27 protein-coding genes are annotated in these 25660 nt (G+C 54.6%); 18 read left to right on the top strand and 9 right to left on the bottom strand.

Annotation, left to right across the window (positions count from 1 at the left end; translation table 11 throughout):
• Window positions 1–54 precede the first annotated feature (54 nt).
• Together ABJF76_RS08760 and ABJF76_RS08765 are read right to left on the bottom strand one after the other, a co-directional pair.
• Window positions 55–330 (bottom strand): hypothetical protein, encoded by a 276-nt coding sequence (locus ABJF76_RS08760; RefSeq protein ID WP_413821695.1) that lies wholly within the window; start codon window positions 328–330, stop codon window positions 55–57.
• Window positions 302–694, bottom strand: a complete 393-nt coding sequence (locus ABJF76_RS08765; protein ID WP_413821694.1) for a sulfotransferase family 2 domain-containing protein — start codon at window positions 692–694, stop codon at window positions 302–304. Before ABJF76_RS08765 ends, ABJF76_RS08760 begins: the two co-directional genes overlap by 29 nt.
• Before the next feature lie 253 nt (window positions 695–947).
• On the opposite strand from ABJF76_RS08765, the gene ABJF76_RS08770 reads away from it, so the two are divergent.
• From ABJF76_RS08770 to ABJF76_RS08815, 10 genes are all read left to right on the top strand, one after another.
• Complete coding sequence (locus ABJF76_RS08770; RefSeq protein WP_413821693.1) at window positions 948–1256, top strand: virulence factor; 309 nt, start codon at window positions 948–950, stop codon at window positions 1254–1256.
• 134 nt (window positions 1257–1390) lie between these two features.
• Window positions 1391–2317 carry a methylenetetrahydrofolate reductase gene (locus ABJF76_RS08775; protein ID WP_413821692.1) on the top strand — a complete coding sequence of 309 codons (927 nt, stop codon included), beginning with the start codon at window positions 1391–1393 and terminating at the stop codon, window positions 2315–2317.
• 16 nt (window positions 2318–2333) lie between these two features.
• Window positions 2334–3413, top strand: a complete 1080-nt coding sequence (locus ABJF76_RS08780) for a methyltetrahydrofolate cobalamin methyltransferase (protein WP_413821691.1) — start codon at window positions 2334–2336, stop codon at window positions 3411–3413.
• Window positions 3414–3609: 196 nt separating this feature from the next.
• Window positions 3610–3888, top strand: coding sequence for an STAS domain-containing protein (locus ABJF76_RS08785; RefSeq protein WP_413821690.1), 279 nt, complete (start codon window positions 3610–3612; stop codon window positions 3886–3888).
• Window positions 3885–4250 (top strand): response regulator, encoded by a 366-nt coding sequence (locus tag ABJF76_RS08790; protein WP_413821689.1) that lies wholly within the window; start codon window positions 3885–3887, stop codon window positions 4248–4250. The genes ABJF76_RS08785 and ABJF76_RS08790 overlap by 4 nt, the downstream gene beginning before the upstream one ends.
• A gap of 9 nt (window positions 4251–4259) precedes the next feature.
• A complete protein-coding gene (locus tag ABJF76_RS08795; protein WP_413821688.1) occupies window positions 4260–6380 on the top strand; it encodes a chemotaxis protein CheA in 2121 nt (706 codons plus the stop codon).
• Between the two features lies 1 nt (window position 6381).
• On the top strand, window positions 6382–6846 hold the full coding sequence (locus tag ABJF76_RS08800) for a chemotaxis protein CheW (protein ID WP_413822388.1): 465 nt from the start codon (window positions 6382–6384) through the stop codon (window positions 6844–6846).
• Window positions 6846–7730 (top strand): CheR family methyltransferase, encoded by an 885-nt coding sequence (locus tag ABJF76_RS08805; RefSeq protein ID WP_413821686.1) that lies wholly within the window; start codon window positions 6846–6848, stop codon window positions 7728–7730. Before ABJF76_RS08800 ends, ABJF76_RS08805 begins: the two co-directional genes overlap by 1 nt.
• Window positions 7717–8103: a response regulator gene (locus tag ABJF76_RS08810; protein WP_413821685.1), complete on the top strand. Its 387-nt coding sequence runs from the start codon at window positions 7717–7719 to the stop codon at window positions 8101–8103. Before ABJF76_RS08805 ends, ABJF76_RS08810 begins: the two co-directional genes overlap by 14 nt.
• Window positions 8103–8450, top strand: a complete 348-nt coding sequence (locus ABJF76_RS08815; RefSeq protein ID WP_413821684.1) for a hypothetical protein — start codon at window positions 8103–8105, stop codon at window positions 8448–8450. Before ABJF76_RS08810 ends, ABJF76_RS08815 begins: the two co-directional genes overlap by 1 nt.
• Before the next feature lie 32 nt (window positions 8451–8482).
• Here the strand turns inward: ABJF76_RS08815 and ABJF76_RS08820 are convergent, their stop codons facing one another.
• From ABJF76_RS08820 to ABJF76_RS08830, 3 genes are all read right to left on the bottom strand, one after another.
• Window positions 8483–8989 carry a chemotaxis protein CheD gene (locus ABJF76_RS08820; protein WP_413821683.1) on the bottom strand — a complete coding sequence of 169 codons (507 nt, stop codon included), beginning with the start codon at window positions 8987–8989 and terminating at the stop codon, window positions 8483–8485.
• Entirely contained in the window at window positions 8986–10041 is a 1056-nt protein-coding gene (locus ABJF76_RS08825; RefSeq protein ID WP_413821682.1) for a chemotaxis protein CheB, read from the bottom strand. Before ABJF76_RS08825 ends, ABJF76_RS08820 begins: the two co-directional genes overlap by 4 nt.
• Window positions 10042–10457: 416 nt before the next feature.
• A complete protein-coding gene (locus ABJF76_RS08830; RefSeq protein WP_413822389.1) occupies window positions 10458–10949 on the bottom strand; it encodes an META domain-containing protein in 492 nt (163 codons plus the stop codon).
• Between the two features lie 231 nt (window positions 10950–11180).
• Here ABJF76_RS08830 and ABJF76_RS08835 point away from each other — a divergent pair, with 231 nt between their 5' ends.
• The 3 genes from ABJF76_RS08835 to ABJF76_RS08845 are packed head-to-tail and all read left to right on the top strand — an operon-like array spanning window position 11181 to window position 17471.
• Window positions 11181–15893 carry a hypothetical protein gene (locus ABJF76_RS08835; protein WP_413822554.1) on the top strand — a complete coding sequence of 1571 codons (4713 nt, stop codon included), beginning with the start codon at window positions 11181–11183 and terminating at the stop codon, window positions 15891–15893.
• A gap of 12 nt (window positions 15894–15905) precedes the next feature.
• Complete coding sequence (locus ABJF76_RS08840; RefSeq protein WP_413821679.1) at window positions 15906–16607, top strand: CpXC domain-containing protein; 702 nt, start codon at window positions 15906–15908, stop codon at window positions 16605–16607.
• 18 nt (window positions 16608–16625) lie between these two features.
• Window positions 16626–17471 (top strand): hypothetical protein, encoded by an 846-nt coding sequence (locus ABJF76_RS08845; RefSeq protein ID WP_413821678.1) that lies wholly within the window; start codon window positions 16626–16628, stop codon window positions 17469–17471.
• On the opposite strand, the gene ABJF76_RS08850 is transcribed toward ABJF76_RS08845, so the two are convergent.
• On the bottom strand, window positions 17468–18388 hold the full coding sequence (locus ABJF76_RS08850; RefSeq protein ID WP_413821677.1) for an aminotransferase class IV: 921 nt from the start codon (window positions 18386–18388) through the stop codon (window positions 17468–17470). The two genes, ABJF76_RS08845 and ABJF76_RS08850, sit on opposite strands and share 4 nt — an antisense overlap.
• Before the next feature lie 100 nt (window positions 18389–18488).
• Between ABJF76_RS08850 and ABJF76_RS08855 the strand changes: the two genes are divergently transcribed.
• Together ABJF76_RS08855 and ABJF76_RS08860 are read left to right on the top strand one after the other, a co-directional pair.
• Window positions 18489–19415 (top strand): aldose epimerase family protein, encoded by a 927-nt coding sequence (locus tag ABJF76_RS08855; RefSeq protein WP_413821676.1) that lies wholly within the window; start codon window positions 18489–18491, stop codon window positions 19413–19415.
• A gap of 246 nt (window positions 19416–19661) precedes the next feature.
• A complete protein-coding gene (locus tag ABJF76_RS08860) occupies window positions 19662–19994 on the top strand; it encodes a TfoX/Sxy family DNA transformation protein (RefSeq protein WP_413821675.1) in 333 nt (110 codons plus the stop codon).
• 96 nt (window positions 19995–20090) lie between these two features.
• Here ABJF76_RS08860 and ndk read toward each other — a convergent pair whose 3' ends face one another.
• Window positions 20091–20513 carry a nucleoside-diphosphate kinase gene (ndk, locus tag ABJF76_RS08865; RefSeq protein WP_413821674.1) on the bottom strand — a complete coding sequence of 141 codons (423 nt, stop codon included), beginning with the start codon at window positions 20511–20513 and terminating at the stop codon, window positions 20091–20093.
• A 264-nt stretch (window positions 20514–20777) separates the two neighbouring features.
• On the opposite strand from ndk, the gene ABJF76_RS08870 reads away from it, so the two are divergent.
• The 3 genes from ABJF76_RS08870 to ABJF76_RS08880 are packed head-to-tail and all read left to right on the top strand — an operon-like array spanning window position 20778 to window position 23917.
• The gene (locus ABJF76_RS08870; RefSeq protein ID WP_413821673.1) at window positions 20778–22622 is read left to right on the top strand and encodes an ABC-F family ATP-binding cassette domain-containing protein; all 1845 of its coding nucleotides are present in this window, start codon (window positions 20778–20780) and stop codon (window positions 22620–22622) included.
• 59 nt (window positions 22623–22681) lie between these two features.
• The gene (locus tag ABJF76_RS08875) at window positions 22682–23305 is read left to right on the top strand and encodes a MarC family protein (RefSeq protein WP_413821672.1); all 624 of its coding nucleotides are present in this window, start codon (window positions 22682–22684) and stop codon (window positions 23303–23305) included.
• Between the two features lie 30 nt (window positions 23306–23335).
• Complete coding sequence (locus ABJF76_RS08880) at window positions 23336–23917, top strand: TIGR02281 family clan AA aspartic protease (RefSeq protein WP_413821671.1); 582 nt, start codon at window positions 23336–23338, stop codon at window positions 23915–23917.
• Here ABJF76_RS08880 and ABJF76_RS08885 read toward each other — a convergent pair.
• Both ABJF76_RS08885 and ABJF76_RS08890 read right to left on the bottom strand, forming a co-directional pair.
• Entirely contained in the window at window positions 23914–24378 is a 465-nt protein-coding gene (locus ABJF76_RS08885; protein WP_413821670.1) for a DNA polymerase III subunit chi, read from the bottom strand. The two genes, ABJF76_RS08880 and ABJF76_RS08885, sit on opposite strands and share 4 nt — an antisense overlap.
• Window position 24379: 1 nt before the next feature.
• A partial coding sequence (locus ABJF76_RS08890; protein WP_413822555.1) for a leucyl aminopeptidase occupies window positions 24380–25660 on the bottom strand: 1281 nt, incomplete at its 5' end.

The following is a 25660-nucleotide window of genomic DNA, read 5'->3' on the forward strand; positions in this document are numbered from 1 at the left end:
GAGTTACCTCGACGATAGGTTGCCGCGCGGTGTGGCGCAAGTGGCTTGGCGTGATCAAGCGGACATAGAGACGTGTTTTGTGATGAAAGGATTTGAGAAATAGCCCTCAAGATGGCGGTATTCTTCTTCGAGCCGTGCGGCCAGCATGCGGTGGGTTTCTGGCGCGAGGTCATCCAACGTCAAAGGAGCGTCACTGGAATTAAAATGTGGAATCGTCACGGGCGCGTCGACATGTGCACTTAGGTCATCCCGTAGCTTGGAAATGTCCGACGTGCGATACACCCGGCTAAAGCGCCCAAGATCAGCGCCGGTAAAGACGGCCGTCTGCAAGGCTTGGTGTTTGACCGAGGATGACACCGCAATGTAGCCACACAGGTTTTGAAAAATAGTCCGGGTCGGGATCAGCCGTCAGGTTCACCCGCCCTCGTTTGATCTTGCGGCAATTGTGCAGTTTGCGTAGCCCAACAACCCGGTTGGTATAGACCCCAAGCAACCGCTTCAGCGGATCGCGCACAACCGTAAAGCGGAAATAATCCAGAACTTGATCCCAGCGATGCATTCGAAACCGTTGCGTCGGATAAATATTGTGTACTTGTTTTTGTTCTAACGTCATTGGATCAGTCGTGTCTTGCGTCGGATCAATTACCGCCAATGCGGCCTTTATTGACGAACATGCGGCCTTCGGGACAGCCATATAAGCGATCTTTTTGGAATTCAGCCGTACAACCATAGTTTATGACCGTCCTATTTCATTGTTATTATGATTTCTTTTCAATTTACCCCATTGCGCTTTTGCGCGAAGAGCGTGCGAAACGTTTTTCGCAGATTGTTGCGCTCAGGACGCACGTAATAGTTGTAAGTCGCAAGAGCCGCCGCATTTGTCGAAAACAAACCGCGGCGCGCGTCTGCGGTGCCCTATCAGGGATCAACAGCAATGGAGGAATCACATGCCTGACGTGACAATCGTCTACTGGCGCGACATCCCGGCCCAAGTGATTGTGGGCAAAGGGCGACGTGGTGCCAAACGGCAATTGGCCGAGCGCTTTGAACAAGCCATCGACCGCGCCGCCATGAAGGTCAACGCCAAGGATGCGGATGCCTATTTGGCCGAATGGCGCAAGGCTGCCCCCTACCCGGTTGATGGCGAACAAGGTGCTGTGGCCGAGGCCGAAGCCCTGCGTTTGGAAACCGAATACGATACGGCCCGCATCAAGGCGCTGATCGAAAATGAAGGTTGGGCCGAAGGCGCACAGTAATAGTTGGGCTGAAAGCTCACAACGATAGTCGGGCCGAAGGCCTACAGTAAGGTCTAGGCCGAATGCCCACGAAAATGCTTGGGCCGGTTTCAAACAATGATCAGCCCAACGCCCCCCCCTCAGGAGTTTATCCCATGGCACTGCTGAACTTCAAAAAAGACGACGGCCCGGTTCCCGGCAAGCTGTCAGCCGAGGTTGAGTCCTTTCTTGCAGGATTTTCCATCGAGATCATGCCACGCACCGCCGAAAAGGTCGCAGATTTCCGCGCTATCCTTCCTGCTGGGACTCGCGTCTATATCGCTCACATCGAAGGCACCCCGATCGAGGACATGGTGGCCACAGCCAAACGTCTCAATGCCGAAGGTTTCCCTGTGATGCCCCACTTCCCGGCGCGCATAATCAAGGACACAGCGACGCTCAATGATTGGATTGCCCGTTACCAAGGCGAAGCCAACGTAGATCAGGCCCTGTTACTGGCCGGCGGCGTCGATCAGCCTCATGGTGATTTTCACTCCTCTATGCAATTGCTCGAAACAGGGGCATTCGACAAAGCGGGTTTCAAAAATCTGCACGTCGCAGGCCACCCTGAGGGCAACAAAGACATCGATCCCGATGGAGGAGACAAGAACGTCGAAGACGCGCTCCGTTGGAAACAAGGTTTTTCAACGCGCACCGATGCCCGCATGGCAATCGCCACACAATTCGCGTTTGAAGCGGCCCCCGTCATTGCATGGGCTGATGCATTGAAAGACGCCGGGATCGATCTGCCCATCCACATCGGTATCGCGGGGCCGGCAAAGCTTCAGACCATGATCAAATTTGCGATTGCCTGTGGCGTCGGCCCATCCCTACGCGTACTCCAACGCCGCGCCAAGGACGTGACCAAGTTGCTGATGCCATTTGAACCCACCGATGTGATTTCGGATCTTGCGGCACACAAGGCCGCCCATCCCGACTTCAACATTGCCCAAGTGCATTTCTTTCCCTTGGGCGGTATCAAGACCAACGCCCATTGGGCCATTCAAAACGGCGGTTCCTCTGCCGTTCCTGTTTCTGCTTAAAAGGACCTTACCTGCCATGGTACGCACCATTGTCGAATCCAAAACCAAGACCGCCATCATAGGCTTCGACCAGCCGTTCTGCGTCATTGGCGAGCGCATTAACCCCACCGGGCGCAAGATCCTGAACGAAGAACTCGAGCGCGGCGATTTTTCCCGCGTCGAGGCAGATGCGCGCGCCCAAGTCGCGGCGGGTGCCGATATTCTTGATATCAATTCCGGCGCTGTCTTTTCCGGCAAAATGGCCGAAGACCCGCGTTATGCGGACAACAACTTTGTTGAACCGACCTTGATGAAAGAATTGGTCGAGCGCGTTCAGGCGATTGTCGATGCCCCATTGTGTATCGACAGTTCTGTTCCAGGCGCTTTGGAAAACGGGTTGGCTGCGGCCGAAGGGAGACCTTTGTTGAATTCAGTCACAGGCGAAGAAGAACGCCTCGAACTGGTTTTGCCCTTGGTCAAGAAATACAACGTGCCGGTTGTGGCGATTTCAAACGATGATACGGGTATTTCCGAAGACCCTGATGTGCGCTTTGCCGTTGCGAAAAAGATCGTTGAGCGCGCCGCCGATTTCGGCATTCCGGCGCACGACATCGTGGTCGATCCGCTGGTTATGCCGATTGGCGCAATGGGGACTGCAGGTTTGCAGGTCTTCACCCTTGTGCGCCGTTTGCGCGAAGAACTGGGCGTGAACACGACGTGCGGTGCCTCAAATATCTCGTTTGGATTGCCCAACCGGCACGGCATCAACAACGCGTTTTTGCCAATGGCGATGGGGGCCGGCATGACATCGGCGATTATGAACCCCATTGCGCTACCTGTAGGCGCCACCAAAATCGCTGAAAAGCGCGCGGCCGTGGCCGCAGCCGGCATCATGGTGCCCGAAGGCATGACAGACGAGGCGTTTGTCGAAATGTTTGGGCTTGGGTCCATCCTGCCCCGCGCAGGCAAGGAAATGGAGGCTATCCGGGCCGCCAACTTCCTGACAAACAATGATGAAGGCGGCGGCAATTGGATCAAATTCAACCGCCCCCCTGCAAAAGCGGGCGAAGAACGGCGCGGACGCGGCGGGCGCACAGGCGGTCGCCGCCGCGGCTGATCCACATAGATGGTTTTTGAATTTAACCACGCTGCTTTGCGGCGTGGGTTTTTTACGTCCAAAACAGGAAGAAAAAGTTCTGACCCAGAATTTGTGGCGGTAACGCAGTCTTAACAGACCGTACGCTAAACCGTTTCCGAAGAACGGAGGGTCATGTTGTGTTAAACTCATCCCGCGCAAAACAATTGACGCGCCAATGAACGACATCATCACATTGCAAGCCCGGCTCGACGGCGCCGCACTCAAGACGCTGTCGACTGATCTGACGCGGGCCTGCTCTGAAAGATCGGTTCGTATTGACGCAGGCGGTGTGACGCATCTGGGGGCTCTTGGCCTTCAACTTTTGCTCTCAGCGTCACGAACACTTCGCCGAGACGGCGGAACATTCGAATTTGTTGCAATAAGTGATCGCGCCTCGGATCAGCTTGCCAAGATGGGCCTAACGCCCGAAGCCGTATCGGGGGGCATGATATGAACCTTCAGGTGCTCGCCGTTGATGACAGCCGCACGATGCGGGATATGATCCGTTTCGCGTTAGAACCGGTTGGTTTCACGGTACATACAGCGGATGATGGGATCCACGGCGCCGAGGTCCTGTCGCAGATCGAACCGGACGTGATCATCACTGATATTAACATGCCGCGCATGGATGGATTTGGGTTCATTGATGCCGTGCGCGACCGCAGTGAACATCGATCGACCCCAATCTTGGTCCTCACAACCGAAGCTGCGCCAGAACTGAAAATGCGGGCGCGCGCAGCTGGTGCGACTGGCTGGATTGTTAAACCTTTTGACCCAATGAAACTGGTCAAAGCCCTTCAGATGGTCACAGGTTAGGACACGAAAATGTCGACACCTGATCCCATGGCCGAAATTCGCGCTTCCTTTTTTTTGGAATGCGAAGAACTTTTGGAAGCAATGCAGGATGGTCTGCAACAAATGGACGACGGCACATTCGACGAAGAGACCATTCACGTGGTCTTTCGCGCAGTGCATTCGATTAAAGGTGGTGCGGGTGCATTCGGACTTGAATCCCTTGTTCGGTTTGCTCATCGATATGAAAGTACTTTGGATACGGTCCGCAGCGGCTCGTTAGAGATTGATCCGACATTGATCAAATTGTTCTTTCGTGCAACCGATCAGGTGTCTGACCTCGTCCACGGCTATCGTGACGAAACAGAGGTGCCGCAGCTAAAAGGTGACGAGTTAATTGCCGAACTTGATAAGTATGTCGGCACAAACGATGACGAAGGAAACCGCCCAGAGATCGAATTTAAGCCGCTTGGCCTTACTCTTGATTTTGATGAAGAGGACGTTAGTGACCTCGCACAAGACCCTGTATTTCAAATTTATTTTGCGCCAAATGCAGAGATGTTTGAGAATGGGAACGACGTTTACCCAATTCTTGGGGCTTTGGCCGGGCTTGGCGAGTGCGTCATCACATGCGACACATCCAAACTTCCCGAGCTTGACAGACTGGCACCTGAAACGGCCTATTTGGCTTGGAACATCGAACTTTACGCTCAAGTCGACGAGGCGGAAATCTCTTCGATGTTCGAATTTGTTGAAGGCCTGTGCACGTTCACAATTACAAAATCAGGTAGGGACGATCTCTCGATTGAGGATGATTCACTACCAGCATTTGAAATGCCTGTACTTGACGCTCCCCCGCCATTTCAGAGCCCGTCAACAACGCCTCAAACTTTGTCACCGCAACTCAAGCAGGCACCTCAATCACCGAATGGTAAAGTTACGCCAGTTGTTCCGAAGGCGGTTGTCCGCGTCGATCTGGATCGCATCGAACGGTTGGTAAACCTTGTTGGCGAATTGGTGATCAATCAAGCAATGCTTGCTCAAAGTTTACAAGGCTCTGGTTTGTCTCCCCATTCCGACGCAATGAACGGGCTCGAAGAGTTTCAGCGCCTCACTCGCGACATTCAAGACGGCGTGATGATGATCCGTGCACAACCGGTCAAATCCCTGTTCCAAAGAATGTCGCGCATTGTACGTGAATCCTCTGCGGCCGTTAACAAAGACGTACGTCTGGTCACGGAAGGGGAAAACACCGAAGTCGACAAAACAGTAATTGAACGATTGGCCGACCCACTCACCCACATGATCCGCAACGCAGTTGACCATGGGTTGGAAAGAACGGGCGATCGATTGGACGCAGGGAAAAACGGTGAAGGCATTGTGCGTTTATCTGCGGCACATCGGTCTGGTCGCGTGGTCATTGAGGTATCGGACGATGGCGGCGGCATAGACCGACCCCGCGTTTTACAAATAGCCCTTGATAAAGGCCTGATCAGTGCGGATTCCACATTGTCAGATAACGAAATCGACAACCTATTATTCCTTCCTGGGTTTTCTACCGCCAGCGAAGTGTCTGATTTATCAGGGCGCGGTGTGGGTATGGATGTCGTGCGCACTTCCATCCATTCGTTGGGAGGACGCATTTCCATCACCTCAAAGCCCGGAATTGGAACAACTTTTTCAATTTCCCTTCCTTTAACCTTGGCAGTCTTGGACGGCATGGTTGTGGAGGTGGCCGGTGAGACACTCGTAATTCCGCTCAATACGGTGGCTGAAACACTAACAATCACGGTCTACAACTTGGCCAGCGTTCAGCCGGGTTTAGATGTGGTGCATATGCGCGGAGAATTCGTTCCACTTTACGATCTTGGGCAACAATTGGGGTACCGGGAGCAAAAGAAATGCTACCTCGATTCCGTCGCTTTGCTAATCTCACAAGAAGACGGACAACTTGGCGCATTAGTCGTGGATGAAATTCAAGACCAGCGCCAAGTGGTGATCAAAGGCCTTGATGATACGTTCTACCGAGCTCCTGGTATCGCTGCTGCGACAATCCTCGGTCATGGTCAAATCGCCCTCATCTTGGACCCCTCAGATATCATTGCTAGCGCTGTGGAAGCTCAATCAACAGCCCCATTTAAATTGGAAGCCTAAAATGTCCCAAGACCCGATACTTGACTTAGATCCAATTGAACTCTTGACCTTCAAGCTGACTGATCAAGAATATTCGCTCGACATTAACTGCGTCCGTGAAATTCGCGGATGGACCAAGGCCACGCCGATACCACACGCGCCTAGTTTCATGCGAGGCGTCGTAAACCTACGTGGTACAGTCCTTCCTGTCATGGATTTGGCGGAACGTTTGGGGTTTCCTTCACGGGCACACACTGACCGCAATGTCATCATTGTAGTTAAACAAGGTGACGCAATGATCGGGCTCTTAGTGGACGCGGTTTCTGATATTGTTGCGATCAACAAAAGCGATTTGCAAGCGCCTCCAGATGCGGTCACACACGGCGCGCGCGCCATCATCAAATCGCTTACTTTGATCGAGGAGCGAATGATACGCGTGCTCGATCTGTCTAACGTCGTTACCTTTGTTCAAAGTGACGCAGCCTGATGCGCGGCGAAGAAGCACAGGTTACGTTGAGCATGCCGGAATTTAACATCATCGCAGCGGTGGCATATCGTGAATTTGGCTTAAAAATAATACCCGAAAAAATGATGATGGTTCAGTCAAGGTTACGCCATAGGTTACGCGCGCTCAATTTGCCTGACTTCGACGCTTATTCTCGTATGCTGGACACACCTCAAGGCATTGATGAACGCCGTTTTTTGGTCTCGGCTTTGACAACGAACGTGTCACACTTTCACCGAGAGCCACATCATTTCGATTTACTTGTAAAAGCGCTGGCGCCGGAGTTAAAGCAGCGCATACAAGCCAAAGAACGCATCCGAATTTGGTCAGCCGGTTGTTCAAATGGTCAAGAACCATACTCGATTGCGATGCGGTTACTCCAGGTCGAACCAAACCTGACCCAGACGGATTTCAGAATTCTAGCCACTGATATTGACCCAAAAGTTATCTCCTTTGCAACGGAGGGAGCTTACGGTTCGCGATTATTGTCTGGCATTCCGGATAAAGATAGGAGGCGGTTTTTCAAAGAAAAACCCAACCATTCAATAGTATCCGATGAGCTTCGGAAATATGTAACTTTTCGCGAATTAAACCTATTGGCTACATGGCCAATGCGACATCAGTTTGATGCGATTTTTTGCCGAAATGTAGTGATCTACTTTGATGTAGAAACTCAGGAAAAACTCTGGCCGCGTTTTAACGCGTCGTTGGCTAAACGAGGTGTTTTTTTTCTAGGGCACTCAGAAAGGATCGCTCTACCGGGGAAATGTGGATTTAAATCAATCGGGCCAACGGCCTACGAAAAATGTGTCGCCGCAACTGGGATCCCGTCTACAAAAATTAGAGGACAGAATGGCACTTCGTGATCAAATCCGTATAATGGTGGTCGATGATATGTCGACCAGTCGTGGCATTATCAGCCAAACACTCGATGGTTTTGGAATTCGCCATGTATCGATGGCAGAGGATGGTGCGAGTGCTCTACAATTGCTTGCGAAAGCGCCTGTGCATCTGGTGATTTCTGACTACAACATGCCAAATATGGATGGATTGAAATTGCTACACAATTTGCGAGGAGGCGCGAAAACAAAAGGAATTGGCTTCATCCTCATTACAGGACGGGCAGAACAACAGATCATCGATTATGGGCGAAAGCTGGGGATGAACAACTATTTAAAGAAACCCTTTGAAACGCAAGATTTGCGTAAATGCATTGAAACCGTTGTAGGACCTTTGTAATGCACCTCGATTTAGAAACCGACCTTGATGACGCTGAAATCCTGGGAAAAATGGCGCACCACTTGCGAAAGCTCGCGGAGGAGGTTGCACAAGTGGCAAAAACGGTGTCGGACGTGACAGAAGGTATCGCAACCTTTCCTTCAAATGGAGCGATAACGCGTCTGCAGAAAATTGATAGTGTGCAACAGTCTCTCTGGGATCTGGCTCAATTGTCTGATGCTCTTGCTTGCAATGTACCAACACGGGCGACGGCACTTCAAAAGCTAAAACTTGCAGAAACACGCGCTTTATTGGTCAAGGACAGCGATGCGTTTTCGGCGTGTTCCGGGACAGTCGACCTTTTTTAATTCCGAGATTCTTCGCTGCCGCACCAGACACATCAAGACAGCCCCACTTCGTGTCCAGACTGCGCCGACGGTTCGATTTCCATCCAGCGAACATCTACGTCTGTCAGTTTCTGCATCACTCGGCCACTTGTCGGCCAAAACTTGAGATTACGGGCTTGATGTCCACCAAAAGATTGAGTGATCAACGGAATGCTTTCTTGGGCCAGAAAGTTCGTTATGAACGCAGTATTCTGCTCGCCGATATCCGACAAACCAGAGACCATCTGAGCCCCACCGAAAGCCTTGGCTTTCAAATTACTGCGCCTTGCCCCGAGCTTTAACAGCGCGTTGATCAAAACTTCCATTGTATTGATGCCGGAGCCGTTTTGAAGTGGGTTATCGGCCTGCGCCCGAGCGTGAAGAATATGGTTCATTCCACCAACGCCGGCAGATAAATCCCACAAGCAACAAGACACGCAAGAACCAAGCAACGTTGAGATGACTGTACTGCGATCATCGCCGGTTGCGTATTCCCCTTGGGTGATGTGTATCTGCTTCATGTTTTGACCCCACTTAGGTCTTTTACATTCAATCTAGCTAATAATATCGATGCGATTTCGTCGATCGGCGCTTCGACCTGAACGGCATTTAGCGAAAACGCAGCCCCTGGCATGCCATATACGACACAACTTTCTTTTGATTGCCCGATTGTACACGCACCATTACGCCGCAGGGCCAACATGCCGCGCGCACCGTCATCACCGAGACCCGTCAAAATTGCGGCACCTATTTGTGGTGCCCACGGAACGCCGGACGTGAATAACACATCAACAGATGGACAGTACAAATGACCATTGCGGCGTTTGACGTGTTTAATGTGCCATGACCCATTGCGCCAAAAAACACTGGTCTGCATGTCTTGCGATGGTGAAATATTAACGGTTCCTATCTCAAGTCGCATATCATCCCGTGCAAAGCCCACTTGGTGGACGCATGATTGATCCATTCTGTTAACGAATGTTCTTAGAAAGCCGTGCGGCATGTGCTGCGCTATCACGACAGGCGGTGAGTCCTTTGGCAGTTGTTCGAGAAAAGTCTCGATTGCCGGAACTCCGCCGGTGGAAGCGCCCACCATAATCAATTTGTCAGATACCCCTGATCTTTTCTCAATTGATGTGGGCGCGGCAGGCAATCGTCCCGTGGCCGCATCGACCAATGTTTGGCACAAATCGTGCATAATGGGCCCGGTTGGAAAACTAGGTTTTGCCATACATGCCGCCGCACCAAGTGACCTCGCCCGTTCGGCACCGATACTTTTGCCTTCGATCGCACCCGCGAGCATTACAACGGGCATCGGACGCAAACGCATCAAATGCGCCAAAAATTCAAGACCGTTGATTCCTGGCATTTCAATGTCGAGTGTCAGGACATCCGGGTTCGTTTGGTTGATAACGCTCCGTGCTTCTTCTGCGGTGCCTGCTGCGCCAACGATTTCAAGTCTGGAATCCTGTGAAATGACACTGCTCAGCCAGCGACGCATCGACATCGAGTCATCCACAATGACGACTTTATATGTGTGAGCCTCGACAAGATTTACCAACGTCCTATCCATCAGGTGATCAATGATTTGAGGTGGTGCCGCGCGTCATTGCACATCAACAAATGGCCATCCAATAATGACGCCTGTGAGCGTTAGAACAATTACAAATTTTCAAAATGTGCCATTGGTCGATCAAGCCCACTCACCCGCCTTATCTAAAAGATAGGCATACTTGTAGTCTTCATGAGTGAATGGGGCATTAATGCAAAAGCGAAACCAGGTTTTAAAGGTAGACTTGAGAGCGTGAACTTTTCGCCCTCAAACGGCCACTCATGAGGATTTTGGCCTACGAAAGAGACAGCGATGCAAATTTGACAACGACATTAACATAAACAAGTAACATATTGAATTACTTAAGAACACTTGAGCCTAATCTGCACCCATACGTACCAAACCACCCTTGATCACATGAGGGATGGTGCATTAGCTCATTGAACTCGGACGGCACCGAGTTGCAGGTCGTTAACCCCATCATAAAAACTTAGAATGTCGCCTGTGCCGACTTGCATTGTGACAACCCGTGACAGTGCATCCATCACCTGCGTTTCAAGCACTTGGATGTCAGGTGCGCAGGTCATTTTGGTTGCGATGACGTCGCGAAAGCGCACGAAACCCGGCCCTAAAATAGGCACGGCAGAAATCGTGTTACATCCCACAGACATCTCAACCCTGTCGGCCAAGAACATCATGCTTGCCCCCTTAGGGGCTGCGACATTAGCCACCTTCGTCAAGGACCAATTCCCTTGCAATTGAAGGGCCGGATCTGTGGCGCCTGCTGACATTGTGGACCTCGTTTGTTGTGGGGCATCAGGCGTACCTGCAGTTAAGACAGGTCTCGTGCAGGCGTGGGCGGGTTGCGCCAAGGCGGCCAAAACGGGCAGGATGCAACACGAAAAACGAAACATGAAACGCCTTAACATTAAAGAATTCAACTATGGCGCGGCCTTCAAATGCGGGTCAAGGGGCCAAAGGTAAGGATTTCCCCGCTTTGCAAAGTATAAAGGTCTCGGCTACGCTTTGCCATATTACACCGATGATTACCCGCTGCCGGACTATTTTTGAAGTCGTTTAAAACCGCCCATCCAGCTTTCATGATGTGCGAAAATGAAGGTCTTGCTCGTGTTTGTTGAGCACACGAAAGGAATACCGTCGTGAACCCGAGAATTGCAGACATCAAGTTGGCGCAAGCCACAATTGTAAAAATCACCGCGCAATACGACGTTCTGCGTGCCGAAGCTTTGCAAGACGGTATCATCGATGCAGCCGAGCAAACCGACCTAGATAACCTTTCGACGAAACTGGATCAGTTGCGCGATGTTGTAAGTGAACAAAGCGCCATTCTGCAACGTAATCGCGACATCTGGGATGCGTTGGCCGCTGCGCGCTCAGAGTTCGAAGACCGGATGGCGACATTGAAGGGTGCAAATTGGCCGGACATTGCCAAGATGGAACAGGCCTATGCCGTCATGGTCACTGCCGAAACCGATCAACGCTGGGCAGATGCCACCAAAGTGCTAGAGGCTGTGCGTGCAAAAATGGCCGCCAGCTATCAGTCTTATCTTGCCACTCAGCCCGCTGCGCCGGCGGGCGATCCCAGCACGGCGGCACCCGGAGTTAACGCCGACCAAGACAAATATGACGCCGCCAAAGCCGGTTATGCGCGGGCTATCACCGCGCTTGAACGTCACGCACAATCGGGTGATCCAACCATCGCCTCCCTTATTGTGACGATCAAAGCCAAGGCAACCTCGGCCGAGGCATCCGCAAGCAGCGCCGATTATGCCGCCGCATTTGCCCTTATTTCGCCCTTGGCTGCGGAATGCGCAGCCGTCGAAGACAAAGCCCATGACCTTGCGCATTTTAACGCGGTGCTTGGGCAACGGACCACGTTGGTCAACAACCCCGATCCAGCGGTCCTCACGACAGATCCGGCCATTGATGATCTAAAAACCGCCATTGATACGCTATTTACAAGCGCCCAAGCAGATGCAACTGCGGCGAAATATAGCGATGGCGTGGCCAAGCTTGACCAAATTCCGGCCCTGCATGAACGCCGCCGCGCACTGAATGAACGCCGCACCCGCTATTTGAACCGGCACGGCGACGTCACATGGTACATTGGCCAAATCAATCCCGCCCCGGCAACGGACCGCGCAGCGTTGCAAGCCACGATCAATCGGTTCACTGCTGAATTCACCGCCGCCGATTACACCAACACCAACGATTATGCGGGATCTGCAGCCAAGATGCAGCATCTCACCTCAGAATTTGCCACGATCTTTAATATTCTGACCGCAGCGGCAGATTACACCACCGCGCTGACTGCATTCGACGCGCAATTGGCGATCCTTGATCCCCATGCCGGACGCGTTGCCATCGAAGAGTTCTTTCAGGCGCGCAAAGCAGACCGCGCACAAGCCGTCACCGAAGCCGCCGCAACCAAATACCCCACCGCAGTGCAACTGCTGCAACGCACACAGGCCGGTGCGTGGGTCGCGCAAAAGGTGATCGCAGATGCCTATGTGGTCTATGACGGCAACCGCGCCACGGCGCGCACATTGATCACGACCATCGCCGCTTTGCCAGACACCGCCGATGCCATCGCGCAGGCCGAAACATTGATGACCCTCGCTGCGACGCAAGCCGTTGCCAAGAACATCACCGGCGCTGAGGCCAGCCTCGTCGAAGCCACCGCCCGCGCCAACGAGGCAAAAGCAGCATCCGACGCCCAAACCGCACTTGATGCGCAACATGACACCGGCGCACTAGACGGTGCTGCAAGTGATTTTCCAGCAGCGTTGGCCGTTTATGTCACGATGCGCGCGACTGTCGCGGGCCTTGATACCACCAACACGTTCGCCGCCGACCTGACCGCTGCGGATGTACCGGTAGATGCGGCAAAAATCGAAGCGACCAAAACCGCCCCCGACGCCACGATCTTACGGGCCAAGCTTGATGAAGGCATTGCGGCTTTGCAGGTGTTGCAGCCAAAAATTCTGGCTCAGGCGGGTTTTGCCACCCATTATGCCACGGCCCGCGCGCTGGTGGACACCACCCTGCCCCCGCTGAATGTTGACAACTGTATCCAGCCGGCAATCGATGCCTGCAAAACGCTGCTGACCGAGGCCGATACCCTTGCCAAAGCGCCCAGCTTTGATTTCGTCACCGCCGAGGCCAAGCTGCAAGAGGCCACAGCCCGTGGCCGTCAGGCAGAGATCAACGCAGGCCTGTATGCCGCCAATATTCAACCCGATATTGCAAACATCAATGGCGCTATTGCCTTGATCAACACCAGCAACGCCAATGTTCAAACGCTTTTGGTGGCGCGCATGACGCGGTTGACTGGTCTTTTAACCGACATTGCCACCGATATCACAAACGAAGATTTCAGTGCCGCAGACAGCAAAGGCAACGAAGGGACAGAAGTCGCCGCTGCAACCACGCAGGACAGACTACATGCGATGAAAATCGATGCAAATTACCCCGTTTGGGTGACTGCACGGATTGGTCAAATTCAAGGCGGTCAACCAGCCGTCGCAAATGCGCTGGCCGAAACAAACGGTCTGATCGCAGATCATCAAGCCTGTCTTGCAAGTGGCGCTTATGGCGCCGCGTGGAGCATCACGAACCAATTATATTGGTCGATCCAAGGTGGAATTGACGCGCTGACTTTGGCCGGGCCTTACAACACGGCACAGTCCAATGCACGTGCCGCTTTGGATGCTTTGACAGCCAAACGGTCCCCCGGCATCCAAGAAAAACTAACTGCCTTTGAAACCCGCTATACTGCCGCGGTCGCCCTAGGGGCCGAACCGCAATATGCCATCGCAACTCAACATATGAACGCCCTAACAACGGAAGCCAACGCCGTGTTGCCGCTGGCCGATGCCCACACGGCCTATGGCCCGGCCCAAGCGCATGCGCAACAACAGCTAACAGCTGCCGAAACCCACCCTCAACGCGCTGCCATCGAAACCGTTCTGGGCATGTTGCGCGACAAGTATAACGCCGCCGAAGCCATCGCAGCCGCTGATGATCCGGCACGGGCCAAAACAATGATGGAAAACGTCTCTGCCGGTGCGGATGAGGCGCTTGCCGAAGCCGATTTTGCACAGACCCGTGCCGACATTACCGGCGCTTTGGGTGAAAATGCATCTGATGCGGATGGACCAACGGCGCAGCAGATTGAAGCGACACAAACAGCCCTGACGGCACTCACCGGACGCAACAACTCCGATATTGCCACGCAGGAATTCACCGACGCCGAAACGGCGCTGACCACTGCTAAAGACAGCAGTGCCAGCCCCGCCGATCGAACGAATGCCTTACGCCAAGCCCTTGATTTAATTGCGGCCGCCGGTAATCTTATCAGCCAGAACCAACTGCTCGAAGCCGCGCTGGAAGACGCGCGTCAATCCATCGCGACGCACCGCAGCCATCCGCAGTCGGCCTATCTGGATACGGTGCTGAACGACGCCACGACCGAAATCGGCGTGATCTCTTCTCGGGCTGTTAATCTGGCCGCCCTGCCCGGCTGTTCTAACGATTTGACAGTGCTGGTGGCGCGTATGCGTGATGTTGGACCAAAACTTGATGCGCACGGCGAGTATGTCATTCTGCGCGCCAAACCCGAGGTTGAACCGCGCCTTGTCACGCTCGAAGAGCACGACCACGCCTACGCGATCCAAACCAATATCGACGCCATCCGGCGCAAACTGGCCGAAGCAACGCGCCTGTCCGAAGCATTGGATCCGATCCCCGCCGTTGCCCTGCTGAAAGAGGTCGAAACATTGGGCGCCAGCGCGCTCATGTTGGCCAATATGCGCGCGAATGTCCCGCCAACCCCGGCCGAAGTCACCGCAATCCTGAATGGTCCCGGTGGCGAAGCCGAACTTGACGCCATGATTGACGCATTGGAACCCGACGCACAACGCGCCGTGCTGTCCGTCGCCTTCGAAGCCCGTTTCGGCTGCACATTGCAAAACTTTCAAGGGATCGATGCCGCAGGAAATCCTGCCAACCCCATCGCAGCCGGCACCCAAGACGGCCCGGACATCCGGCGGTTTTACGAAATCATGTCAGACCTGCCCGATGTCGCCACGATCGAAAATGACAGCATGCGCGTCTTTACCGTCATCGAAAGTGGCGGTGGGTCATACTACAACGGCTCTGACAAGGATGTCGTGATGCGCGAAGGTGACGCTGCGTTGTCCAGCGCTTATGGGTTCGGTGTCGAAGGGCAAGTGGGGCAATTGGCCCCTGATTTTCAGCCCGCCAATGACGACCCGGTCAGCTTTTTCAGTTGGAACACATTGCACGAAGTGGGCCATGCCGTTGACGACCAACACGGGTTCATGCGGCGCAATCAAAGCAGCCCCGACTATGGAGGGTGGACCGAATACGGAGCAAATGTCGACCCAATCGCCACGGTTCTTGCGGGTCATTTCAATTATGACAAGCGCTATATCCAACAGGCGATGAACCGAAAACTGCCCACCGGGACGACTCCCGGCGAAGTCGCGCCCGGCGTACCGCAACCGCAAGGCGGCGCAAGTCCCGAAGACTGGGAAGGCCGCCGGGTCGCGTTTTCTGCGTGGCTTGCGCAGGTGCGCACATCTCGTAACCCGTGGTCCAGCAATTCCGGCGCACAACGCATTGCGATTGGGGGCATCGTCTATCAAGAAAGCTATGACGGATCATGGACCAGCTACCAGCTTGCCGCCCGGTCCAAAGGGATGACGGGCTATCAGTTCCGCGCACCCGGTGAATGGTTTTCTGAACTTTATGCCGCGTACCATTCGGGCAAACTTAAACCCACACACCCCGCCGCCGCATGGCTAGAAGCCCTTGACGGGCCGGAATAAGGATCGCCGCACATGTCCCTTTTTCACCCCATCACCGTAAAATGCCCCAAATGCGAGGCCGACGTAACGGTCAAAGCCGTTGGCAGCGTCAACGCAGATCGCCGCCCCGATTTCCGCGAGGCCATTCTTGATGATCGTTTTCAGGACACGACCTGTGGCGCTTGCGAACACAGCTTTCGTTTACAACCTGAATTCAACTATCTGGACGCAGGAAATGGCCAATGGATCGCGGCAATGCCTGGGCCAGACATGCCGCGATATCTCGAGATCGAAGACGTGGTGCGCGACTTGTTCGCCCAAAGCTACGGCCCCAAAGCCCCTAAAGCAGCACGCGATGTGGGCGATACGTTGTCCGTGCGTCTGACCTTTGGATGGCCTGCCGTCCGTGAAAAATTGCTGTGTGCCGCGCACGACCTTGATGACGTTGTGCTTGAGATGATGAAGCTTGATCTGCTGCGCAAACTGCCATCTTCCCCGATTGGGCCGGGGATCGAATTGCGCCTTGTGGCTGTGGTTGATGACACGCTTGCCTTATGTTGGATGCAGTCCACCCGCGAAGAGGTGTTGGAACAATTCACCTGCCCACGCGGTTGGTATGACACGATTTCAAGCAACCCCGATGCATGGGCTGCGGTGCACGCGCAGCTTAGCGACGGTGCATTTGTTGATATTCAAAAACTTTACATGGGCGCAGGTCGCGCCGCCGCCGAATAAGCCGCAAAGGAACAGCCCATGGCCAAAAAACCCACCCCAACCGAGCTTAAGCAACAAGGCGAAGAGCTTTCGAAACAGATTGCCGAAGTCCGTAAAAAAGACGTTAACTTTGCGATGGTATTGGGCAAGGACGCGCTTGTATTTCACACCGATCGCAAGAAAAACTGCGATGTTCTGTGGCGCACCGCCAAGAAAGAAGCCGGCGGCGCAAAAGGCGCCAAGGGCATTGCGTCAATGTCTGGCAAGGTGATGGTGCTCGACGTCGACGACCCCGATTCCGTTCCGGGCCCCCTGCTAAAGATGGCAAAAAAGCACTTTGCCGAACGCGGCGCGCCCATTCGCATCATGCTTAAGGGCGAAGAAGAACCCGCAGACGACGCCGATGACACGGCAGACGCAGCAGACGAAAAAACCAAAAAGGCGGCGGCGGTTCAGACGCCTGAACAAACCCCTAAATCTGCATCAGACGCACAAGACGATCCAAGTGACGAACAAACAAAAGCGCAGAAAAATGAAACCGCCGATGCCGACCGCGACGCCCGCATCGAAGCTTTACGCAAAAGCCTGATCCAAGACTTCAAAGCAATGCAAACTGACTTGAAACGCGCTTCTCAATCTCAGGACGCGGGTGTGAACAAAAAAGTGACGGGCCTTGCGCGCATTTTTATCGATCAGGTCAAAACGGATGTGAAAAAGGCCCATTCCGTCATGGGGTTGCTGCAAACCACCATCAACAGTGCCAAGGACAGCGGCCAACTGGGCGCCGATGACCCGGCCAAGCCAAATACCGCCAGCATCACGCGGCGCAAAAAGCTTGCTGCCCTCGAAAAAGGCGTGGACAAGCTGCTAGAGCGTTTGGGCTAGCCGCGATCCGCGTCGATCAAACGTTTGTAGGCCGCGCGCAATTGCGTAAACACGGGGCCTGCCACTCGGCCGCCAATATCGCGCCCGTCGATCTCAAACACCGGGGTTTGCGCGCCGAATGTGCCCGTTAAAAACGCCTCGTCCGCGCTGTAGGTGTCGACCAGTGAATAGTTGCGTTCAAAAACCGGGATGTCAGATGCACGGCACAGGTCGATCACTTTCTGGCGCGTGATCCCGTTCATGCAATAATCCCCGGTCGAAGTCCAAACCGCGCCCTTTTTGACGATGAAAAAGTTGCAAGCGTTGGTGGTGTTCACAAAACCAAACGGGTCCAGCATCAAGGCCTCGTCCGCACCGGCGCGGATCGCGTGGTTTAACGCAATGATACAGTTCAACTTGGAATGCGAATTTAACTTGGCATCCTGCGTCAAGGGCATCCCGCGATGATGCGGCACCGTGTGCAGACGAATGCCGCGGGTGATCACGCTGTTATCTGGTTTGGAATGTTCGGCAATAATCACCACCGTCGATCCAAACATACTAAGATGGGGATGTTGAAACGGCTTGGTCTTGCGCCCGCGCGTCACCATCAGCCGGATATGCACATCTGTCGTCATCTCGTTGGCGCGCAACGTGTCCCAAACCGCCTGTTTCAGCGCGGCCCTGTCCATGCCAATATCGATCTCGGTATAGGCCGAGGCCTCGAACAATCGGTCCAAATGATCATCAAAAAATGAGATGTGGCCATCATAAAGCCGCAATCCTTCCCAGATCCCGTCTCCAAGCATGAAACCACTGTCATACACAGACACAACTGCTTGATCACGCAGGACAATCTTGCCGTCGAGATAGATCAATATGTGATCGTTGCGTGTGTCGGCTGCGGCATCATGGGTCGAAACGTGGGCGTCGATCATCCGTGGCACTCCTTCGGGTTTTTTGTATGAATGCGACTGCCGTGGGCAGCGTCAAGCACAAAGGCTGGTGCATTGCGCCGGTGCCTGTCATCATTGCGCAATGACAGACCAAATCACCCTTGTTTCAAATGACTTGCGCGCCACAGTGTCGCCTCATGGCGCACGGTTGGAAACCTTGTCTTATCAAGGGTCTGCGTCACTTACTTTACACGCCGACCCCACGCGGCACCCCACATGGCGCGACGTCTATCCCGGTGCAATTGTCGGCCCTGTCGCAAACCGCGTGGCTGGCGGACGTGTGCCGCTTAACGATGTAATTCACCACATGCCTTGCAATGAAAACAGTATCACCGCGCTACACAGCGGACCTAATGGGCTGGACCAACAGATGTGGCAGGTCGTGCACCAAACCAGTAACGAAGTACATCTGTGTGCCCTTCTGCCACACGAAACCGGTGGCTTGCCCGGGACGCGCGCCATAAATGTGCATTATAAGGTCGAAGGTGCGACGCTGACCCTATCCATCACAGCTGTCACGGATGCCCCTACGCCGATCAACATCGCCCACCATCCCTATTGGCGCCTTGGCGATACGCGCGATCACCGTTTACAAATCCCAGCGACGCATTACCTGCCGGTGAACGGCGACAACATTCCCACAGGGCAAACCGCGCCCGTGGCCAATACGCCGTTCGACCACGGGCATCCCAAGCAACTTGATCCGTCTGTCGATCACAATTTCTGTATCAAAACCGCTGCAAGCAACGTCCCAACACGGCTGGCGACCCTGCATGGCAGCGACGGATTGGCCTTGCGGATCAACAGCACAGAACCCGGTTTACAAGTCTATGCCGGTGCACATATTCCGACGCTGCCGGGCACAGATATAGCGCCTTTTGCAGGAATCGCGCTGGAACCCCAAGGTTGGCCAGACGCGGTAAATCATCCTAATTTTCCGCCCATTTTATGTGCGCCAGGCCGCCCGTACCGCCAAATCACGCAATATTGCATAGGCCGTGACACATAATTGCCATATTTTGGACCTGCCCTTGGCACAAACGCGTGCTGAGATGATGCTACGCCGGAACATCGGCGATCGCAGCAGCAACAATGGAAGGTGAACGTTATGCCTAGTAAACCCACCACCCCAAGCCAAGCGCCTCAACCGCCAAAACAACCCAAACCACAGCCACAGTTCACGGACTACGCAAGCATCTAAATTGAACTGTGTTCGAGGATGACAGCCCCCGTTCGGCGCGCTAGACCATGCGACATGGGCACCCCTGTTTCCTCAATCCGCAATCTTGGTCCGATGATGGATGCCGCCTGTGCACAAGCAGGCATTCCTGACGCCGAGACATTGCATACCCTTGGCCCTGACGAGGCCTACGCCCGCCTGCTGCGCGCAGGCATCAAGCCCCACTTTATCGGGTATTATGTTCTTGTCATGGGATTGCAGGGCCGTCCGTGGAACGATTGCAAAGGCGAAGAAAAGAAAGCCTTGCGCGTTCGTTTTGACGCCATCAAGGCCGAGAGCTTTGACAGTGACCGCTCTGCATTCGAGCGCGCATTGAACGACATCGGCGTGATCGAAAAGAAAAAGTAATACTTTAAAGCAAAGCATTACCTGACTTTCTTTATGTAAAAAACGGCGCTCCCATCAAAGGAAGCGCCGCTAAACTACCGGGTTTGAAAAGGTGGCTTAACCAACCAGCTCAAGACCAGAGAAGAAGTACGCGATTTCAACCGCAGCCGTTTCAGGTGCGTCTGAACCGTGGACCGAATTTTCGCCCATGGATTCAGCAAATTCCGCACGGATAGTGCCAGCGGCCGCGTCGGCCGGGTTTGTTGCGCCCATGACTTCGCGATTTTTGGCAACGGCGCCTTCGCCTTCCAAAACCTGCGCGACGATCGGGGCAGACGCCATGAATTCGCACAGTTCGTCATAGAACGGACGCTCAGAGTGCACGGCATAGAACACGCCGGCTTGCTCTTTGGTCAGCTGAATGCGTTTTTGCGCAACGATGCGCAGGCCTGCTTCTTCGAATTTTGCGTTGATGGCACCGGTCAAGTTGCGGCGGGTGGCATCGGGTTTGATGATGGAAAAGGTACGCTCAAGCGCCATGGGATCACTCCTGTTTGCACGGCGGGATCGCCGCATTGAATTGAGCGCCGCCTAACACGGGACGAAAGGTTGGAAAAGTGGATTTTTGCATGTGGTTAAATTGATGCCTGTTTTACGCCCGCGTCATGCTTTGCCAAAATTCCCCTGCAAAATTGCACGAAATTGTCGGCAAATTCCCAGGTGGCACCCGTGATGGCCCACGCCAAGCAATAAGTCACCTACATCGCATTGACTCGCCCCGGCGACTGCTTCAGTCGTCCCGCCATGTTACGCATCAACGATATATCCTATTCCGTCGCCGGTCGCCCCCTGTTCGAGGCCACCAGTGCTGTCATCCCCGAGGGCCACAAAGTTGGCCTTGTCGGGCGCAATGGCACGGGCAAAACCACCCTATTCCGCCTAATCCGGGGCGAATTGTCACTGGAAGGTGGCAACATTTCCCTACCATCAGGCGCGCGCATCGGCGGAGTGGCCCAAGAAGTCCCAGCCTCGGCCACATCTTTGCTTGATACTGTATTGGCCGCTGATACTGAACGCGCCGCGCTTTTGGCCGACCAAAGCCAAGACCCCATTCGCATTGCCGAAATTCAAACCCGTCTTGCCGACATCGACGCCTGGAGCGCCGAAGCCCGCGCCGCCACGATCCTGAAGGGTCTTGGATTTGACGACGCCGAACAACTTCAACCTTGTTCCGATTTTTCGGGAGGCTGGCGCATGCGCGTCGCCCTTGCGGCTGTGTTGTTTTCACAACCTGATCTGTTGCTGCTTGATGAACCGACCAACTACCTCGATCTTGAAGGTGCGTTGTGGTTGGAAAGTTATCTGGCAAAATACCCACATACAGTTGTGATCATCAGCCACGACCGTGGTCTGTTGAACCGCGCTGTTGGCGCAATTTTGCACCTCGAAGACCGTAAGCTGACCTATTATTCCGGCCCCTACGATCAATTCGCGCGGCAACGCGCCGAACGGCTGGCTAACGCAGCGGCCATGGCGAAAAAACAAGACGCCCGTCGTGCCCACTTGCAATCTTATGTGGATCGGTTCCGCTATAAAGCCGACAAAGCGCGCCAAGCCCAATCCCGCCTGAAAGCGCTGTCAAAGATGACGCCAATCACCACCCCGCAAGAGGCTGGTTTAAAGCGCTTTGACTTCCCCAATCCCGAAGAACTCTCACCCCCCATCATCCACCTTGATGGGGCAAGTACGGGCTACGGCGACACAACTGTTCTGTCCAAACTGAACCTGCGCATCGACCAAGACGACCGCATCGCGCTGCTGGGCAAGAACGGTCAGGGTAAATCTACGCTGTCGAAGTTCTTATCCGACCGCCTGCCCGCGATGTCCGGTAAGTTCACCAAATCCAGCAAGCTGCGCATCGGCTATTTCGCGCAACACCAAGTGGACGAATTGTTCATCGACGAAACCCCGCTAGACCACTTACGCCGTGAACGGCCCACAGAAGGTCCTGCACGTTGGCGCGCGCGCCTGTCGGGATTTGGGCTGATGGCGGATCAGGCCGAAACAGTGGTGGGCAAACTCTCAGGTGGTCAAAAAGCGCGCCTGTCGTTGCTGCTCGCCACACTTGATGCGCCACACATGCTGATCCTCGATGAGCCAACCAACCACCTCGACATTGAATCCCGCGAAGCGCTGGTCGAAGCGCTCACGGCCTATACGGGCGCCGTAATCCTTGTCAGCCACGATATGCACTTGCTTGAACTGGTCGCGGACCGGCTTTGGCTGGTGTCAAATGGCACCGTTAAACCTTACGAAGAAGACCTCGAAGCGTACCGCAAAATGCTGCTGGCCGATGGCAAACCGACCAAGCCCGTGCAGGAAAAGCCGAAACCCAAAAAGCTGTCACGCGACGCTATCCTGACGCTCAAATCCGAAGCCCGCAAATCCGAAGCGCGCGTGGAAAAGTTGAACGATATGCGGGATAAACTGGCAAAAAAACTCGCGGATCCGGACCTTTACGAGGATGCCAAGATCGGTGAAATGGAAGTCTGGCAAAAGAAATACGCCGAAGTTATGGTTGCACTTGAACGCGCTGAAACACTCTGGATGAAAGACCTTGAAAAACTAGAAACCGCCCAAACCTCATAACTTTCTTTGGGTTTTAAATACCTCGGGGTTTGGGGCAGCGCCCCAACGGGTTCAAATTCATGATCGACACCGCATTTCTCATCACAGCCTTTGTCACCATGTTTGTGGTGATCGACCCCATTGGCCTCGCACCGTTGTTTGTGGCGCTGACACAAGGGGTGCCAGAACGCCAACGCCGCAACATTGCACTTCGCGCCTGTGCTATCGGCATGACCATCCTGATCGCCTTTGCCCTGTTCGGCGAATCCATTCTTGGCTTTATCGGCATTGGCATGCCCGCCTTTCGGATCGCTGGCGGCATCCTGTTGTTCCTGACAGCCCTTGATATGCTGTTTGAACGGCGCACCAAACGACGCGAAGATCAGGCGGACGAAGACGACTATGATGACCCATCTGTCTTTCCGCTGGCCATTCCACTGATTTCAGGGCCCGGCGCCATCGCGTCGGTCATTCTGCTCACCGGGCAAAAACCGGGGGTCGAAGGGCTGGCATTGGTGCTGGCGATCACGGCACTTGTGCTGGGTGTTTGCCTTGCTCTGTTTCTTGCTTCGGGACTGCTCGAACGCGCTTTGGGCAAAACTGGCATCACAGTCGTGACCCGCTTGCTTGGCATGTTATTGGCGGCCCTGTCCGTGCAATTTGTGCTAGACGGTTTAAACGATTTTGTATCGCTTTCCGGCTGACATGACCCACACGCGCCCTATAATCGCACCATGAGCAGCGACAACATTGCCCAATTGGCCTATCTCGGCGCCCTTGCCCTTGTGCTGGGGGGCGCGTTTTTGTTGTCGTCCAAGCTCAAACTGTCACAGACCCTGCAAATGGCCGCGATCTGGGCGCTGATTTTTATCGGCGCCATCGCAGTGGTCGGCCTGTGGGACGATCTTCAGGATGACCTGAACCCCAGTCAAACCCGCTTTGACGGGGACGGCACAATCGAAATCCCGCGCAGTCGGGATGGGCATTATTACCTCACCCTCGACATCAACGGGGCACCAATCGAATTCATCGTTGATACTGGCGCCAGTGAAATCGTACTGAATGCAAATGACGCCAAAACCGCCGGGCTTGCCCCCGAAGACCTTGTGTTTCTGGGCCGCGCCGCTACCGCAAACGGAGAAGTGCGCACAGCCCCTGTGCGCCTTGATACGGTCAGCATTGGGCCGCACACAGACACCAATGTGCGCGCTGTCGTCAATGACGGAGAGCTATGGCAGTCCCTGCTTGGTATGGGATATTTGCAAAATTGGGGTCGGATTGAAATCGCAGATGGCAAGATGCGCTTAAGCCGTTAAGCAGCTGGCGTTTCTGCTTTTTTCTCCCACTTGCCGCTTTCTTCGGACCAGTATTGCGCCGCTGCCCCGGCGTCTTTCAGCGCCTTCCATTGCCCGCGCGCCACGTCCAGCGCTTCGGGGTCATCACCGTCGAACAACACGCATACGCGGTCCAGTGCCGCGACCTCTTCGGCACTGACCTGTGCGCCATCGATGCTCATGACACAAGACGCGCCGTTGCCTGCCGCCCCCGTGGTCAAAAGCACCGGCTGATCCGCGTCATGCGCGCCACCGGCCACGCCGTGGGGCAAAAACGCATCGCTTTCGCCTGTCCACAACCGTTCATCCAGCCAGGCCAGCCGCCCTTCATCAACACCGCGCACCGCCACACGCCACCCGGCCTGCAAGGACTTGCCCAGCAGCATGGTCAGCGTTTCTTCCAAAGGGCGGCGCGTCAGGTGATAGAAATAGGCGGCACCCATGTTATTCGGCCTCGAAGTTGTCCGCCACAAGGCGGTTCAACGCCGCGACCCCCCAGCCAGTCGCCCCCGCAGGTGCCAACGCTGTGGGCGATTTGGTCAAGGCAACACCCGCAATATCAAGGTGAATCCATGGCGTCTCGTCCTTGACAAACCGCTTGAGGAATTGCGCCGCCGTCACGGACCCAGCCGCGCGACCACCTATGTTTTTCATATCCGCAATGCGCGACTTCAACAGATCATCATAGGCTTGACCCAAAGGCATGCGCCACGCGCCCTCGCCTTCAACCTCGGCCGCCTTGAGGAAAGATTTGCATAACGCATCGTCATTGGAAAACACGCCGGCATTTTCATGGCCCAAGCCAATGATAATCGCGCCCGTCAAGGTCGCTAAATCGATCATGCCGGCGGGTTTAAACCGCTCTTGCGCGTACCACATGACATCACACAACACCAAACGCCCCTCAGCATCGGTGTTGATGACCTCGACCGTGTCACCTTTCATCGACCGGATCACATCGCCGGGGCGCACCGCATTGCCAGACGGCATGTTTTCAACAAGCCCCACAAGACCGACCACATTGGCCTTTGCTTTGCGCAGCGCCAAGGCACGCATGGTGCCTGCGACAACGCCTGCGCCGCCCATATCCATGGTCATGTCTTCCATGCCAGCGCCAGGTTTCAGGCTGATGCCGCCGGTGTCAAAGACAACGCCTTTGCCCACGAGCGCCAGAGGGGCCGCATCTTTTTCGCCACCATTCCAGTGCATGACGACCACTTTTGACGGGCTGTCCGACCCTTGGCCGACACATAGCAATGTGCGCATGCCCAGCTTTTCCAACGCGTCCTCGTCCAGTACTTCGACCTCAAGGCCCAAGGATTTCATTTCAACCAGTCGGTCGGCAAATTCAGTGGTGGTCAACACGTTGGCCGGCTCATTAATCAGATCGCGCGTCATAAACGCGCCTTCGGCCACAGCCATCAAGGGGGCGGCTGCCGCGACAGCGGCGTCCACATCGGCACACATGACAATGACATCTGTTGCCGCATCTTTGTCCGCCGTCTTGTGATCCGAAAATTCGTAATCGCGCATGGCCAGACCAAAGCCCAATTCGGCCACCCGTTTGGTGGTATCAGCACACAGCAACAACGGCTTGCCCGCGCGAGCCTTGGTCAACGCGGCGCCTGCGCGGCGCGCCTCGGTGACGGTCGGGTTGCGCGGCAGACACAAAATATCATGCGCCTCGGCGGCCATGCCCACGGGCCAAGCCACGGATGTCACCTG

Source organism: Tateyamaria sp. (genome assembly GCF_039940735.1).
In the GTDB taxonomy this organism is placed as follows: domain Bacteria; phylum Pseudomonadota; class Alphaproteobacteria; order Rhodobacterales; family Rhodobacteraceae; genus Tateyamaria.